The organism is Streptomyces sp. NPDC088785, assembly GCF_044750685.1.
Lineage (GTDB): Bacteria > Actinomycetota > Actinomycetes > Streptomycetales > Streptomycetaceae > Streptomyces.
The window spans coordinates 700,312-713,929 of record NZ_JBIVKH010000001.1 but is presented as its reverse complement, the minus strand read 5'-3'; the positions used below and the strand labels follow the sequence as shown (position 1 = coordinate 713,929).

The following is a 13,618-nucleotide window of genomic DNA, read 5'->3' as shown; positions in this document are numbered from 1 at the left end:
TCCGGGCCGGAGCCGTACCCCGTGCCCCTGCGCAGGCCCGACGACGAGACGTACGCGCTGCGGACCGTGACCCAGCCGGCGCCCGTCGAGCCCGAGCCGGGCTACGAGATCCCGGGGACGCCCGAGGCGGCCTGGGACATGACGGCCGGCGCCCGGCGCGCCTGGGTCAGCCGGGCCGTGCTGGTGCTGATCCTGGCGGTCCAGGCGGCGCTGTCGCTGCGCCTGTCCAACACCGCGTTCCAGGACGAGGCGCTGTATCTGACCGCCGGGCACGCCGAACTCGCCCACCTGCTCCACGGCACCCCGCTGCCGAAGGACTACGCGGCCTACTTCTCGGGTGCCCCGCAGCTGTACCCCGTGCTCGCCGCCCTGGTCGACGGGCGGTTCGGGCTGTCCGGGGCGCGCGCCCTGAGCCTCGTCCTCATGCTGGGCACCACCGGCCTGCTCTACACGATCACCCGGCGCCTGTTCAGCGAGCGGGCGGCGCTCGCCGCGGCCGGGCTGTTCGCCGTCATGCAGTCGACGACCGTCATGGGGCACTTCGCGACGTACGACGCGACGGCGCTGTTCCTGCTCGCGCTGGCCACCTGGATCGTGGTGCGCACCGACCGGCTGCCCGCCGTCGCCGGGCTGCTCGCCGTGCCCGTCGCCGTGCTCGCCGTCGGCGTGAAGTACGCGTCCGCCCTGTACCTGCCGACGATCGTGCTGCTGGCGCTGATCACGGCGTGGCCGGGGCGCGGCGCCGGGTCCGCCGTCCTGCGGGCGGTGCTGCTGGTGCTGGGCACCGGCGGGCTGCTCGCCGCGGGCGCCCACGCCACCGACCTGCTCGCCGGTGTGCGGCAGACCACCACCGACCGCGCCCACGGCGGCGACAGCACCCGCTACCTGCTGGAACAGTCCGTCCAGTGGGGTGGCCTGATGTTCCTCACGGCGGTCGGCGGCGCGCTCTCGTACGGGTGGCGCGGCCGGCTCAACGAGTCACCGCTCGCCCGGGGGCTGGCCGGTCCCGGCCGGGGGCGGCGGCTGCTGCTCGGGCTGCTGCTGTGCGGCACCGCGCTGCTCGCGCCCGCGTACCAGATCCATCTGGCGACGGTGGTCTCGCTGTTCAAGCACATCGGCTTCGGCCTGTTCTTCGCCGCGCCGATGGCGGGCGTCGGCGTGACCCGGCTGGTCGGCGCGCACTTCCGGCACCCGCAGCTCGGCATCCTGCTGTGGACGACCGCGCTGTGCCTGGGCATCCAGCAGGCGGACTGGCGGTTCGGCCTGTGGCCCGACTCCTCGCGGATGATCCGGACGATCGCCCCGCGCGTGGACTCCACCGGGTACTACCTCGGCTCGACGCCCGAGGTGCCCGCCTACTACCTGCGCCGCCGGGCCGGGCACGAGCAGTGGCAGAGCGTCTTCGGGATGGAGTACGAGGACCGCCGGGGCGGCTACCACGCGGGGGACGACGCCTACCGCGCCGCGGTCCGCGACGGCGCGTTCGACCTGATCGTCCTCGACGGGCTCACCAACCCGCGGGTCGACGACCTCGTCGCCGCCGCGGTCCGGGACGGCACCCGCTACCGGCTGCTGGCCGAGCTGCCGTTCCGCAACTCCGCCGGCACCGGCCGGTACCGGATCTGGGTCAGGACCGGCGGCTGAGCCCCGCCGGCCTCAGCGGCGGGCGGCGGCCGATGCCTGGGTCTCGCCGCGCTGCTTGATCTTCTGGAACGTGTACTCCTGGAGGTCGTCGCCGAGCGCGAACAGGACGCTGTCCTTCTTGGTGGCGTCCGTGCCGTTGGTGCGGCCGCCGTTGGTGAAGTACGCGTACCGGCCCACCGAGTTCGCGGTCTGCCGGCAGACCGTCGTACGGCAGAACGTGGGGACGCCGGAGCCCGGCAGCGAGACGACGCCGCCGTCGAAGTCGTACTGCTCCTTGGCGTTCGTGGCCTGCGCCTTGCTGCCGAAGACGGCGACGCCGATGGTGACCGCCGACCCGCTCTTGTAGTACGTGGCGCGGATGACCTCGGTGCAGCCGTTGCGCTTCAGGACGCCGGCCAGGCCCTTCTGCGCGGCGGCGGTGCAGTCGGCGCTGCGGCTCGTGGCGCCCTTCGTGTACGTGTGGCCACCGAACGTGAGCGTCCGGCCCGGGAACAGCGTGTCCGGGCCGAGCGGGGCGGTGTCCTTCGCCGCGCTGTCGATGAAGTCGTTCGGGTCCAGCGGCGGCGGCGCCGACGTCGGCGCGAAGGACGGCTGCGCGCTCTTCTCCTCGCTCGGGATGTCCGCGGTGCTCGGCAGCCGGTCGGCCGGCTTGCCGTCGGCGCCGTCGCTCCCGTTCGCGGAGACGATCCCCCAGGCCACCACCGAGCCCACGGCGAGCGTGGCGACCACGGCGCCGACGATCAGCAGCCACCGACGCTTGCGAGCGCGTGCTTCCGAGGCCTCGGCGAGCGCCGCCCAGTCCGGAGCGTTTCCGTTGTCATTGGGCCCCCACGGGGGTCCCCCCTGCCCGAAGCTCATGGGGCGCATCTTAAACGGGGCACAGGAGTGCGGGGGGAGGGGTGCAGGCGGCCGGCCGCCCGGGACGCGTTTTGACCCGTGCGGGGCGCCGCGGGTAGTCTGCCTAGTCGTTATGTGTGGTGGTTCGCTCATGTTCATGTGAGAGGCCCCCGCACGGGTTCCCTGGAGCAGTTACCAGTGGGCGGCATACGGGCGCTGAACCCGGCACTGTCGTCCCCAGCTGCACGATCGCTTCAGTGATGCCATGTTTCAGCACCCATCCACTGAAGAAGAAGGCTGCTAAGTGCGTACGTACAGCCCTAAGCCCGGCGACGTGACTCGCCAGTGGCACGTCATCGACGCGCAGGACATCGTCCTGGGCCGTCTGGCCACCACTGCCGCGACCCTCCTCCGTGGCAAGCACAAGCCGACCTATGCCCCGCACATGGACATGGGCGACTTCGTCGTCATCGTCAACGCCGACAAGGTTCACCTGTCCGGCAACAAGAAGACCCAGAAGATGGCGTACCGCCACTCCGGCTACCCGGGTGGTCTGCGCTCCGTCCGTTACGACGAGCTTCTGGCGAAGAACCCCGAGAAGGCCATCGAGAAGGCCGTCAAGGGCATGCTTCCCAAGAACACGCTCGGCCGTCAGATGCTCTCGAAGCTGAAGGTCTACTCGGGCGACCAGCACCCGCACGCTGCCCAGCAGCCGGTGCCGTTCGAGATCACCCAGGTCGCGCAGTAGTTCCGGCCACACCCCCAAAGACAGAAAAGAATCTGAGGAGAATCGTGGCCGAGACCACTGCCGAGACGCCGGTCGAAGAGACCGAGATCGTCGACGTCGAGAGCTACACCACCGAGTCGGACGCGCCCGTCGAGGGCGAGTACACCTCGGAGTCCAACCCCGCCCGCTTCGGCGACCCGCAGCCGGCCGCCGGCCTGGGCCGTCGCAAGAACGCCATCGCGCGCGTCCGCATCGTGCCGGGCACGGGCAAGTGGAAGGTCAACGGGCGCACGCTCGAGGACTACTTCCCGAACAAGGTCCACCAGCAGGAAGTCAACGAGCCCTTCAAGGTGCTCGAGCTCGACGGCCGCTACGACGTCATCGCCCGCATCGCGGGTGGCGGTGTCTCCGGCCAGGCCGGTGCGCTGCGCCTCGGTGTCGCCCGCGCGCTGAACGAGGCCGACGTGGACAACAACCGTCCGGCGCTCAAGAAGGCCGGTTACCTCAAGCGTGACGACCGTGCGGTCGAGCGCAAGAAGGCCGGTCTCAAGAAGGCCCGTAAGGCCCCGCAGTACAGCAAGCGCTAAAGCTCGCTGCCTGCTTGCTCTTCCCGTTCGCCCCGGCGGCACTTCGCGTGCTGCCGGGGCGTTCGGCTTTATGGTCGACTTGTTTTCAGTTCGGAGGACACCAAGTGGGACGACTCTTCGGCACGGACGGCGTGCGCGGTGTGGCCAATGCCGATCTGACCGCCGAGATGGCGCTCGGTCTGTCGGTCGCCGCGGCGCACGTACTCGGTGAGGCCGGTTCGTTCGAGGGGCACCGGCCCGTCGCGGTCGTCGGCCGCGATCCGCGCGCCTCGGGCGAGTTCCTGGAGGCCGCGGTCGTCGCGGGCCTGGCGAGCGCGGGCGTCGACGTCCTGCGCGTCGGCGTGCTGCCCACCCCCGCGGTGGCGTATCTCACCGGCGCGCTGGGCGCCGACCTCGGCGTGATGCTCTCCGCGAGCCACAACGCCATGCCGGACAACGGCATCAAGTTCCTCGCGCGCGGCGGCCACAAGCTGGACGACGCCCTGGAGGAGCGCATCGAGACGATCTACCAGGAGCACCGCACCGGCGCCCCGTGGAGCCGGCCGACCGGCGCCGGGGTCGGCCGCGTCAAGACGTACGACGAGGGCCACGACCAGTACATCGCGCACCTGGTGGGCGTGCTGCCGAACCGGCTCGAAGGGCTGAAGATCGTCCTCGACGAGGCGCACGGCGCGGCCTCGCGGGTCTCGCCCGAGGCGTTCACCCGGGCCGGGGCCGAGATCGTCACCATCGGCGCCGAGCCCGACGGGCTCAACATCAACGACGGGTGCGGCTCGACCCACCTGGACCTGCTGAAGGCCGCCGTCGTCGAGCACGGCGCCCACTTCGGCATCGCGCACGACGGGGACGCCGACCGCTGCCTCGCCGTGGACCACACCGGCTCCGAGGTCGACGGCGACCAGATCATCGCGGTGCTGTCGCTGGCGATGAAGGAGCGCGGCGCGCTGCGGCACGACACCGTTGTCGCGACCGTCATGTCGAATCTCGGGCTGAAGCTGGCCCTGGAGCGCGCGGGCGTCACGCTCGAACAGACCGCGGTCGGCGACCGGTACGTGCTGGAGAACATGAAGGAGCACGGGTACGCGCTGGGCGGCGAGCAGTCCGGGCACGTCATCGTCCTGGACCACGCGACCACCGGGGACGGCACCCTCACCGGGCTGCTGCTCGCGGCGCGCGTCGCGCAGACCGGGCGTTCGCTCCAGGACCTCGCGTCCGTCATGGAGCGGCTGCCGCAGGTGCTCATCAACGTGCCGGACGTGGACAAGTCGCGGGTCGGGTCGGCGCCGGAGATCGCCGGTGCCGTGGCCGAGGCCGAGGCCGAACTGGGCTCCACCGGGCGGGTGCTGCTGCGGTCGTCCGGGACCGAGCCGCTGGTGCGGGTGATGGTCGAGGCCGCCGACATCGAGCAGGCGCGGGCCGTCGCCGGCCGGCTCGCCGATGTCGTGAAGTCGGCGCTGGGATAGTCCGGGCGGCGCCGCCGTCGTGCGGTGCCGCTTCGCGCGCCCCTGGGAGCGAGCCCCGCTCGCCTCAGGGGCGCGTTCTGCTCCAGGACCACTTCTGGACCAGGAGGGTCAGGGTGCCGGCCACGACGATGCCCAGGAGGTTCAGGAGCAGTTGTTCCGTCGAGCCCCAGGCCTGGCGGTACTCGGTGTAGCTGAACGCCACCGCCGCGTTCGCCGCGGCCGGGACGGTCGTCACCGAGATGGCGACGCCCACCAGCGCGCCGGACTTCGCCGAGGTGAGGGAGAGGGTGCCGGCGACGCCCGCGAGGACCGCCACCACGAACGAGAACCAGTCCGGGTTGAAGATGAAGCTCGTGTTGGGGCGGTCCGCCTCCAGCTGGGCGCGGCTGAACAGGCCGACCGCGTCCATGAAGAAGCTGAAGCCCACCGCCACCACCATCGACACCGCGAAGCCGACGAGCAGCGCGACCAGCGCCCGCAGGGCCAGCCGCGGGGCGCGTCGCACGAGGGCCGTGGACAGGCCGGCGACCGGGCCGAAGTCGGGGCCGACGGCCATGGCGCCGACGATCAGGATCGCGTTGTCGAGCACCACGCCGCAGGCCGCGATCATGGTGGCGATCAGCATGAAGGCGACGTAGGTGACGGAGAGCGTCGACTCCTCGTGGGTGGCCTCGGTCAGCTGGTCCCACAGGACCGCGTCCGCGCCCTCGCCCGGTGCGTCGGCCTCCGCCCGGTCGGCGTGCCGGGAGAGCGAGAGGTCGATGTTCTCGACGGCGATCGAGCCGGTCTCGTCGATCCCCAGATCCCTGAGCCGGGCGAGGAGTTCGTCGCCGGCCTCGCGGGCGACGTCGCACAGGACGACGTCGCCCGCGGGGTCGCGGGCCGCGCCCGGCAGCACCACGAGGTGGGTGGTGCCGACCGTCGTCTCCAGCAGACGCACCGCGTCGTCCGTCGCGTCGGCCGGGGTGATCAGGCGCAGATGCAGCATGACGCCTTTCTAACAGCCCCGGCCCGCGTGCGGGCGCGCGGTCACAGCTTGCGCAGTCGCAGCCGCTGCACCTTGTGGTCCGGGCCCTTGGTGATGACGAGGCTCGCGCGGCCGCGGGTGGGCGCCACGTTCTCCAGCAGGTTGACCCGGTTGACGGTGCGCCAGGTGGAGCGGGCGTAGTCGAGCGCCTCCTCCTCCGAGACCCGCGTGTACTTCTGGAAGTACGAGGACGGGTTCTGGAACGCCGTCGCGCGCAGCTTCTTGAAGCGGTTGAGGTACCAGCGCTGGATGTCCTCCTCGCGCGCGTCCACGTACACGCTGAAGTCGAAGAAGTCGGCGAGGCCCACCCGGGTGCGGCCGTCCTTGCCGGGCAGCGCGGGTTGCAGGACGTTGATGCCCTCGACGATGAGGATGTCCGGGCGGCGCACGACGAGCCGCTCGTCCGGCACGATGTCGTAGATCAGGTGCGAGTAGACGGGCGCCGTCACCTCGTCCTTGCCCGCCTTGATGTCGGCGACGAACCGGGTCAGCGCCCGCCGGTCGTAGGACTCGGGGAAGCCCTTGCGCGCCATCAGGCCGCGGGCCTCCAGCTCCCTGGTGGGCAGCAGGAAGCCGTCGGTGGTGACGCGCTCGACGCGCGGGTGCTCGGGCCAGCGCGACAGCAGCGCCTGGAGCAGCCGCGCGACGGTCGACTTGCCGACGGCCACCGAGCCCGCGACCCCTATGACGAACGGCGTGCCCGACTGGGAGCCCTTCTCGCCCGTGTCGCCGAGGAAGGTGTTGAGCGCGCTGCGCAGGCCGTCGGTCGCGCCGACGTACAGGTTGAGCAGGCGCGACAGCGGCAGGTAGATGTCGCGGACCTCGTCGAGGTCGATCACGTCGCCGAGGCCGCGCAGCCGCTCCAGCTCCTCGGCGGTGAGGGGCAGCGGTGTCTTGTCGCGCAGCGCGCTCCACTCGCCGCGGGTGAGGTCGACGTAGGGAGTCGCCTCCGGCCTGTGCCGGTGGGCGCTCCGCAGATTTTCGGAGACCGGAGAGATCACAGTCCATTGTTACGGCTGTGTGGCATGTCGTGGGCGTGGGCTGCGTCACGCCGGGTACCCCCGCACCGTCCCGCCGTCACAGGTCGTGCACGTCTATGGACCTCCGGTGGGTGCGGCGATACGTTCCGTGGGCCTGCGGGACGGAGCCGGTCGCGTGGGCGGGAGGTGTGACGCGATGTCCTTGCTCCGGGTGCCCGCGTTCGTCCGTACGTGGCTGGAGGCGGGCCGGGACGCGGAGGAGTGGGCGGGGCGGGTGCGCAGCGAGCTGGCCGACGAGCTGCCCGACGAGGACATCGGCGAGGACCTCGACGACTGCCTCGACCTGTACGAGATGGGGAGCAAGCCGCGCTGCGAGGAGGCCGAGTACCTGCACCTGGTGCAGGACGCGCGGGACCGGATCGCGTGGGGCCGCTGATCGCGGCGGACGCGGGCCTACCCTGCCCTGTATGTGCGGAATCGTCGGATACGTAGGTTCACAGTCGGCTCATGACGTGGTGCTGGCGGGGCTCAAGCGCCTGGAGTACCGGGGCTACGACTCGGCGGGGATCGCGGTCCTCGCCGACGGTGCGCTGTCCTCGGTGAAGAAGGCCGGCAAGCTCGCCAACCTGGAGAAGGCCCTGGTCGACCGGCCGCTGCCGGTCGGGTCCACGGGCATCGGACATACCCGCTGGGCCACCCACGGCGGGCCCACGGACGCCAACGCGCACCCGCACGCGGACGGCTCCGGCCGGATCGCGGTCGTCCACAACGGGATCATCGAGAACTTCGCGGCCCTGCGCGAGGAGCTGGCCGAGCGCGGGCACCCGCTCGTCTCCGAGACGGACACCGAGGTGGTCGCGCACCTGCTGGGCGAGGAGCGCGCCGGGGACCTGGCGGAGGCCATGCGCCGGGTGTGCCGGCGGCTGGAGGGCGCGTTCACGCTGGTCGCGGTGGACGCGGACGCGCCGGACGTGGTGGTGGGCGCGCGCCGGAACTCGCCGCTGGTGGTGGGCGTCGGGGAGGGCGAGGCGTTCCTGGCGTCGGACGTGTCGGCGTTCATCGCGCACACCCGCTCCGCGATCGAGCTGGGCCAGGACCAGGTCGTCGAGCTGCGGGCGGACGCGATCGTCGTGACGGACTTCGACGGCCGGCCCGCCGAGGTGCGCAGCTACCACATCGACTGGGACGCCTCCGCCGCCGAGAAGGGCGGCTACGACTACTTCATGCTCAAGGAGATCGCGGAGCAGCCGAAGGCCGTCGCCGACACGCTGCTGGGCCGGATCGGCGCCGAGGGGCAGCTGACGCTGGACGAGCTGCGGATCCCGGCGCAGGTGCTGCGGATGGTCGACAAGGTCGTCATCGTGGCCTGCGGGACCGCGTTCCACGCCGGGCTGATCGCCAAATACGCCATCGAGCACTGGACCCGGATCCCGTGCGAGGTGGAGCTGGCGAGCGAGTTCCGCTACCGGGACCCGATCCTCGACGCGCGGTCGCTGGTCATCGCGATCTCGCAGTCCGGCGAGACCATGGACACCCTGATGGCGCTGCGGCACGCGCGCGAGCAGGGGGCGACGGTGCTCGCCATCTGCAACACCAACGGCTCGACGATCCCGCGCGAGTCCGACGCCGTGCTGTACACGCACGCCGGCCCCGAGGTGGCCGTCGCCTCGACGAAGGCGTTCCTGACGCAGCTCGTCGCCTGCTATCTGGTCGCGCTGTACCTGGGCCAGGTGCGGGGCACCAAGTGGGGCGACGAGATCACCGCCGTCGTACGGGAGCTGGGGCGCATCGGCGACGAGGTCGAGCGGGTCCTGGAGACCATGGAGCCGGTGCGCGAGCTGGCCCGGTCGCTGGCCGGGCAGGACACCGTGCTCTTCCTCGGGCGGCACGTCGGGTACCCCGTGGCCCTGGAGGGGGCGCTGAAGCTCAAGGAGCTGGCGTACATGCACGCCGAGGGGTTCGCCGCGGGGGAGCTGAAGCACGGGCCGATCGCGCTGATCGAGGACGGGGTGCCGGTGGTCGTCGTGGTGCCGTCGCCGCGCGGGCGCTCGGTGCTGCACGACAAGATCGTCTCCAACATCCAGGAGATCCGGGCGCGCGGGGCGCTGACCATCGTCATCGCGGAGGAGGGCGACGAGGCCGTGGTGCCGTACGCCGATCACCTGGTGCGGGTGCCGGTCACGCCGACGCTGCTCCAGCCGCTGGTGGCGACGGTGCCGTTGCAGGTGTTCGCGTGCGAGCTGGCGACGGCGCGGGGGAACGAGGTGGACCAGCCGCGGAACCTGGCGAAGTCGGTGACCGTCGAGTGACGGCGCGACCTTAAAGTGCTCGGCATGAGCATCATCGGGGTCGGGATCGACGTGGCCGAGATCGAGCGGTTCGCGGCGGCGCTTGAGCGTACGCCCGGGATGGCGGCGCGGCTGTTCACGGACGGGGAGCTGGTGCTGCCGGGGGGCGGGCGGCGCGGGGTCGCCTCGCTCGCCGCCCGGTTCGCGGCCAAGGAGGCGGCGGCCAAGGCGCTGGGGGCGCCTCGGGGGCTGCGGTGGGGGGATGCCGAGGTGTATGTCGAGGAGAGCGGGCAGCCGCGGTTGCGGGTGAGCGGGACCGTGGCCGCGCGCGCCGCCGAGCTGGGGGTGCGGTCCTTCCATGTCTCGCTCAGCCATGATGCCGGGGTGGCGTCGGCCGTGGTGGTCGCCGAGGGCTGATGCCGCGCTTGAGCGGTCTTTCGGGGCGGGTGTTCGTCCGGGGGGCTGGCCGGTGGCCCCGCCCCGCCCCGGACGGATCGGCGTCTGCCCCACGGGTTGCCTTCCCGGCTGACGGCCGGTGGCCGCTTCTCGCGCAGTTCCCCGCGCCCCTGGGGGATCGGCGTCTGCCCCACGGGTTCTCTTCCCCGGGTGACGGCCGGTGGCCGCGTCTCGCGCAGTTCCCCGCGCCCCTGAGGGATCCGCGTCTGCCCCACGGGTTCTCTTCCCCGGGTGACGGCCGGTGGCCGCGTCTCGCGCAGTTCCCCGCGCCCCTGGGTGCGAGCTCCGCTCGCCCAGGGGCGGTGCACCAACCCCCACCCGTGCCCCCTGGGGGGAGGCAGCGCGCAGCGCAGCCTCAGGGGCGCGGGGAACTGCGCGACCAGCCACGACGGTGGCGCGCGTGAGAGACGGCCTAGGGGCGCGGGGAACTGCGCGAGACGCGGTCACCGGGCCGCGGGTGATGGAAGGGCCCGGTGTGGTTACGGTGTTTTGATGGAGCGCCAGGCCGTCGGGACGGCCTGGGCGATGTCCTGGGACGTGACCGGGGCGCCGTTGGCGGTGGAGCGGGCCGCCAGGCCGTGGAGGTAGGCGGCGGCGGAGGCGGCGTCCAGGGGACGCAGACCCGCCGCGAGGAGGGAGCCGGTCAGGCCCGAGAGGACGTCGCCGCTGCCCGCGGTGGCGAGCCAGGGGGTGCCGGTCGGGTTCACGCGGACCGGGCCGTCGGGCGCCGCGACCAGGGTCGTCGAGCCTTTCAGGAGCACCGTCGCCCGGAAGCGCTCCGCCAACTCCCGTACGGAGGACAGGCGCCGGCCCTCCACCTCGTCGCGGGCGACCCCCAGGAGCGCCGCCGCCTCCCCGGCGTGCGGCGTGAGCACGGTGGGCGCGGTGCGGGCCCGCACGGCCCGCGCGTCGGCCAGCCGCAGCCCGTCCGCGTCGATCAGGACCGGCACGTCGGCGTCCAGGACGTCCGGCAGCCCGGCGGTGTCGTCGCCCAGGCCGGGCCCGATCACCCAGGACTGCACGCGCCCCGCCTTCGCGGGCGGCCCCGCCGAGACCAGCGTCTCGGGGAACCGCGCGAGCACCGCGTCCGCCGCCGGCCCCACGTAGCGCACCGCGCCCGCGCCGCCGTGCAGGGCGCCCGCCACGGCCAGGACCGCCGCGCCCGGGTAGCGCGCCGAGCCGGCGACGACGCCGACCACACCGCGCCGGTACTTGTCGCTCTCGCCGGCCGGCTCCGGCAGCAGCGCCGCCACGTCCGCGTGGTGCAGCGCCTCCAGCACGGCCTGTTCGGGCGGGAGTCCGAGGCCGATGTCGACCAGGCGGAGCGCGCCCGCGTACTCGTGCGCCGGGTCGATCAGCAGCCCCGGCTTGTACGCGCCGAAGGCGACGGTCGCCGTGGCCCGGACGGCGTCGCCGTGCACCTCGCCGGTGTCCGCGTCGACGCCGCTCGGCAGGTCCACGGCCACCACGATGCCCCGGGCGGCCTCGATCAGCCGGGCCGCGCGGGGCCGCAGCCCGCCCCGGCCGCCGATGCCGACGATGCCGTCCAGGACCAGGTCCGCCCGGGAGACGGTCTCCTCGGCGGTCGCCGACCCGGCGTCCGCGACCGCGCCCCCGGCGGCGCGCAGGGCGGCGAGACCGCCCGGGTGGGCCCGGTCCGGGGCCAGCAGCAGGGCGGTGACGCCCGCGCCGCGCCGGGCCAGCCGCGCGCCCGCGAACAGCGCGTCGCCGCCGTTGTCGCCGGAGCCGGCCAGCACCGTCACCCGGGACCCGTACACCTTGCCGAGCAGGTCCGCGCAGGCGACGGCGAGACCCGCCGCGGCGCGGTGCATCAGCGTGCCGTCCGGCAGCCGGGCCATCAGCGCGCGTTCGGCGGACCGGACCGTTTCCACGTCATAGGCAGTGCGCATGTCATCGAGTGTCCCCCACCCCGGGCCAGTGGGAGAGCGCGAGGTGCAGGGCCTCCAGGGCGGCGGTCCAGGACCGCTCCACGTCCCGGCTGTGCCGGAAGCCGCCCGCCAGCTCCAGGGCGACGAAGCCGTGGAAGGTGCTGCGCAGCAGGCGCACCGCGTCGGTCAGGGCCGGTTCGGCCAGGCCGTAGCCCTGGAGCAGGGCGTAGGGGCCGGTCAGGTTGCGGCGCAGGCCCGGGTGGTCGTCGAGCGCGGAGGGGCCGAGCTCCAGCTGGGTCGCCGCGTACCGGCCGGGGTGGTCCCGGGCGAAGGCGCGGTAGGCGTGCGCGAAGGCGAACAGCGCGTCCCGCCCGGCGCGGCCCGCGAGCGCGTCCGAGATCCGGTCCGCGAGGTCGAGCCCGGAGAGCACCGCGACCCGGGTGCTCAGGTCGGAGAGGTTGCGCACGTGCGCGTACAGGCTCGCGTCCTTCACGCCGAAGCCGCGGGCGAGCGCCGCGATGGTGATGTGCTCGAAGCCGACCGTGTCCGCGAGATCGGCGGCGGCGGCCACCACCCGCTCGCCGGTCAGGCCCGCCCTGGCCATCATCATGTTCCTACGGCCCCTTTCCGTTCACCTAGGGTCCCTAGGTTTCTGCTTACGGTACGCAGGTTCCAGTAGGCCGATCAACCGCTTTTCGGGCCGCGTGCCGCGCGGCTGACCGGGAAGCGCCGCGCCGCCGGGTTTCTCTCGGGCCCATGACCAGCACCCCCGTGCGCGGCGGACTCGCCGTGCTGCTCGCCCTCGCCGCGGCGCTGCCCGCCGGCCACGCCCTCGCGGACCCCGGGCCGCCGGCGCCGGCCGCGGCGACGGCGTCCGCCCCGGCCCCCGGCGCCGGACTCGTCCCCGGCGTCCGGCCCGCCCCCCATCGCCGGTGGCCCCAGGACACCCCCGACCAGACGCTGCCCCCGCACGTCTTCCGGCCCGGCGCCGAGGACGAGGCGACCGAGCCGCCGCCCGCGCCGCCGGAGGCCGACGCGCTCATCGAGTACGTGCCGCCGGGCGAGGCGCGCCACCCGGCGGCGTCCGGCGCCGGGGCGCCCGGCCCGCTCGCGGCACCCGCCTGCACCCGGCGGGCCGGCCCCTACCAGCGCCAGGTCGAACGCTGGCTCGGGCGGCCCGTCGACGGGCGGCAGTCGCCCGCCGACTGCCGCGCCGTCCGCGCCTTCCAGACCCGGCAGGGCATCCGCCCGAACGCCGGTTTCACCGGGCCCGTCACCTGGGGCCGGATGCGCGCCATCAGCGCCCGCGAGAACCCCGACGCGGCGAAGAAGTGCCCCACGCGCGCGTACCGCCTCGCCTGTGTCGACCTGCCGCGCCAGCTCATGTGGGTCAGCAAGGGCAGGAAGATCGTCTACGGGCCGGTCCCGATCCGCACCGGACGGGCCGGCGAGCGCACCCGCACCGGCTGGCACAAGGTGTACTGGCGGCACAAGAACCACTGGTCGTCGCTGTACAACAGCCCGATGCCGTACAGCCAGTTCTTCAGCGGCGGGCAGGCGTTCCACGGCATCTACGGGAGCGTGTACAGCCCGCCCGGCTCGCGCGGGTGCGTCAATCTGCGGGTGGCCGACGCCAAGCGGCTGTGGGGCGTCCTCAAGGGCGGCGACCGGGTCTACGTGTGGGGGCGCAGGCCCGGCACCTGACTCTCCGGGGAGTTGT

General features: G+C 73.2%; 13 protein-coding genes. 8 read left to right on the top strand and 5 right to left on the bottom strand.

Going from position 1 to position 13,618, the window contains the following annotated elements:
- Positions 1 to 21 precede the first annotated feature (21 nt).
- Positions 22 to 1,644, top strand: coding sequence for a glycosyltransferase family 39 protein (locus tag ACIP5K_RS03150; protein ID WP_401404378.1), 1,623 nt, complete (start codon positions 22 to 24; stop codon positions 1,642 to 1,644).
- A 12-nt stretch (positions 1,645 to 1,656) separates the two neighbouring features.
- Here the strand turns inward: ACIP5K_RS03150 and ACIP5K_RS03145 are convergent, their stop codons facing one another.
- A complete protein-coding gene (locus ACIP5K_RS03145; protein ID WP_401404376.1) occupies positions 1,657 to 2,502 on the bottom strand; it encodes a hypothetical protein in 846 nt (281 codons plus the stop codon).
- Positions 2,503 to 2,785: 283 nt separating this feature from the next.
- On the opposite strand from ACIP5K_RS03145, the gene rplM reads away from it, so the two are divergent.
- The 3 genes from rplM (at position 2,786) to glmM (ending at position 5,258) form a co-directional block, all read left to right on the top strand.
- A complete protein-coding gene (gene rplM, locus ACIP5K_RS03140; protein WP_401404374.1) occupies positions 2,786 to 3,229 on the top strand; it encodes a 50S ribosomal protein L13 in 444 nt (147 codons plus the stop codon).
- Positions 3,230 to 3,273: 44 nt separating this feature from the next.
- Complete coding sequence (gene rpsI, locus ACIP5K_RS03135; protein ID WP_399056889.1) at positions 3,274 to 3,795, top strand: 30S ribosomal protein S9; 522 nt, start codon at positions 3,274 to 3,276, stop codon at positions 3,793 to 3,795.
- Between the two features lie 104 nt (positions 3,796 to 3,899).
- Positions 3,900 to 5,258: a phosphoglucosamine mutase gene (gene glmM, locus ACIP5K_RS03130; RefSeq protein WP_401404372.1), complete on the top strand. Its 1,359-nt coding sequence runs from the start codon at positions 3,900 to 3,902 to the stop codon at positions 5,256 to 5,258.
- Between the two features lie 64 nt (positions 5,259 to 5,322).
- On the opposite strand, the gene ACIP5K_RS03125 is transcribed toward glmM, so the two are convergent.
- Both ACIP5K_RS03125 and coaA read right to left on the bottom strand, forming a co-directional pair.
- The gene (locus ACIP5K_RS03125; RefSeq protein ID WP_401404370.1) at positions 5,323 to 6,246 is read right to left on the bottom strand and encodes a DUF389 domain-containing protein; all 924 of its coding nucleotides are present in this window, start codon (positions 6,244 to 6,246) and stop codon (positions 5,323 to 5,325) included.
- Between the two features lie 41 nt (positions 6,247 to 6,287).
- Positions 6,288 to 7,286, bottom strand: coding sequence for a type I pantothenate kinase (coaA, locus tag ACIP5K_RS03120; protein WP_401404368.1), 999 nt, complete (start codon positions 7,284 to 7,286; stop codon positions 6,288 to 6,290).
- Between the two features lie 175 nt (positions 7,287 to 7,461).
- On the opposite strand from coaA, the gene ACIP5K_RS03115 reads away from it, so the two are divergent.
- The 3 genes from ACIP5K_RS03115 to ACIP5K_RS03105 are packed head-to-tail and all read left to right on the top strand — an operon-like array spanning position 7,462 to position 9,970.
- A complete protein-coding gene (locus ACIP5K_RS03115) occupies positions 7,462 to 7,701 on the top strand; it encodes a hypothetical protein (RefSeq protein WP_401404366.1) in 240 nt (79 codons plus the stop codon).
- A gap of 31 nt (positions 7,702 to 7,732) precedes the next feature.
- Complete coding sequence (gene glmS / locus ACIP5K_RS03110) at positions 7,733 to 9,574, top strand: glutamine--fructose-6-phosphate transaminase (isomerizing) (RefSeq protein WP_401404364.1); 1,842 nt, start codon at positions 7,733 to 7,735, stop codon at positions 9,572 to 9,574.
- Positions 9,575 to 9,598: 24 nt separating this feature from the next.
- A complete protein-coding gene (locus ACIP5K_RS03105) occupies positions 9,599 to 9,970 on the top strand; it encodes a holo-ACP synthase (RefSeq protein WP_401404363.1) in 372 nt (123 codons plus the stop codon).
- A gap of 518 nt (positions 9,971 to 10,488) precedes the next feature.
- On the opposite strand, the gene ACIP5K_RS03100 is transcribed toward ACIP5K_RS03105, so the two are convergent.
- Positions 10,489 to 11,919: an NAD(P)H-hydrate dehydratase gene (locus ACIP5K_RS03100; RefSeq protein ID WP_401404361.1), complete on the bottom strand. Its 1,431-nt coding sequence runs from the start codon at positions 11,917 to 11,919 to the stop codon at positions 10,489 to 10,491.
- A 1-nt stretch (position 11,920) separates the two neighbouring features.
- Positions 11,921 to 12,502 carry a TetR-like C-terminal domain-containing protein gene (locus ACIP5K_RS03095; protein WP_401405258.1) on the bottom strand — a complete coding sequence of 194 codons (582 nt, stop codon included), beginning with the start codon at positions 12,500 to 12,502 and terminating at the stop codon, positions 11,921 to 11,923.
- Between the two features lie 152 nt (positions 12,503 to 12,654).
- Between ACIP5K_RS03095 and ACIP5K_RS03090 the strand changes: the two genes are divergently transcribed.
- Complete coding sequence (locus ACIP5K_RS03090; RefSeq protein WP_401404359.1) at positions 12,655 to 13,602, top strand: L,D-transpeptidase family protein; 948 nt, start codon at positions 12,655 to 12,657, stop codon at positions 13,600 to 13,602.
- Positions 13,603 to 13,618: the final 16 nt, after the last annotated feature.

What these genes read in the sequence shown, in the direction of transcription:
- ACIP5K_RS03145 (WP_401404376.1), bottom strand. Translation starts at nt 2,502, where the DNA reads ATGAGCTTCGGGCAGGGGGGACCCCCGTGGGGGCCCAATGACAACGGA.
- ACIP5K_RS03125 (WP_401404370.1), bottom strand. Translation starts at nt 6,246, where the DNA reads ATGCTGCATCTGCGCCTGATCACCCCGGCCGACGCGACGGACGACGCG.
- ACIP5K_RS03115 (WP_401404366.1), top strand. Translation starts at nt 7,462, where the DNA reads ATGTCCTTGCTCCGGGTGCCCGCGTTCGTCCGTACGTGGCTGGAGGCG.
- glmS (WP_401404364.1), top strand. Translation starts at nt 7,733, where the DNA reads ATGTGCGGAATCGTCGGATACGTAGGTTCACAGTCGGCTCATGACGTG.
- ACIP5K_RS03105 (WP_401404363.1), top strand. Translation starts at nt 9,599, where the DNA reads ATGAGCATCATCGGGGTCGGGATCGACGTGGCCGAGATCGAGCGGTTC.
- ACIP5K_RS03100 (WP_401404361.1), bottom strand. Translation starts at nt 11,919, where the DNA reads ATGCGCACTGCCTATGACGTGGAAACGGTCCGGTCCGCCGAACGCGCG.
- ACIP5K_RS03095 (WP_401405258.1), bottom strand. Translation starts at nt 12,502, where the DNA reads ATGGCCAGGGCGGGCCTGACCGGCGAGCGGGTGGTGGCCGCCGCCGCC.
- ACIP5K_RS03090 (WP_401404359.1), top strand. Translation starts at nt 12,655, where the DNA reads ATGACCAGCACCCCCGTGCGCGGCGGACTCGCCGTGCTGCTCGCCCTC.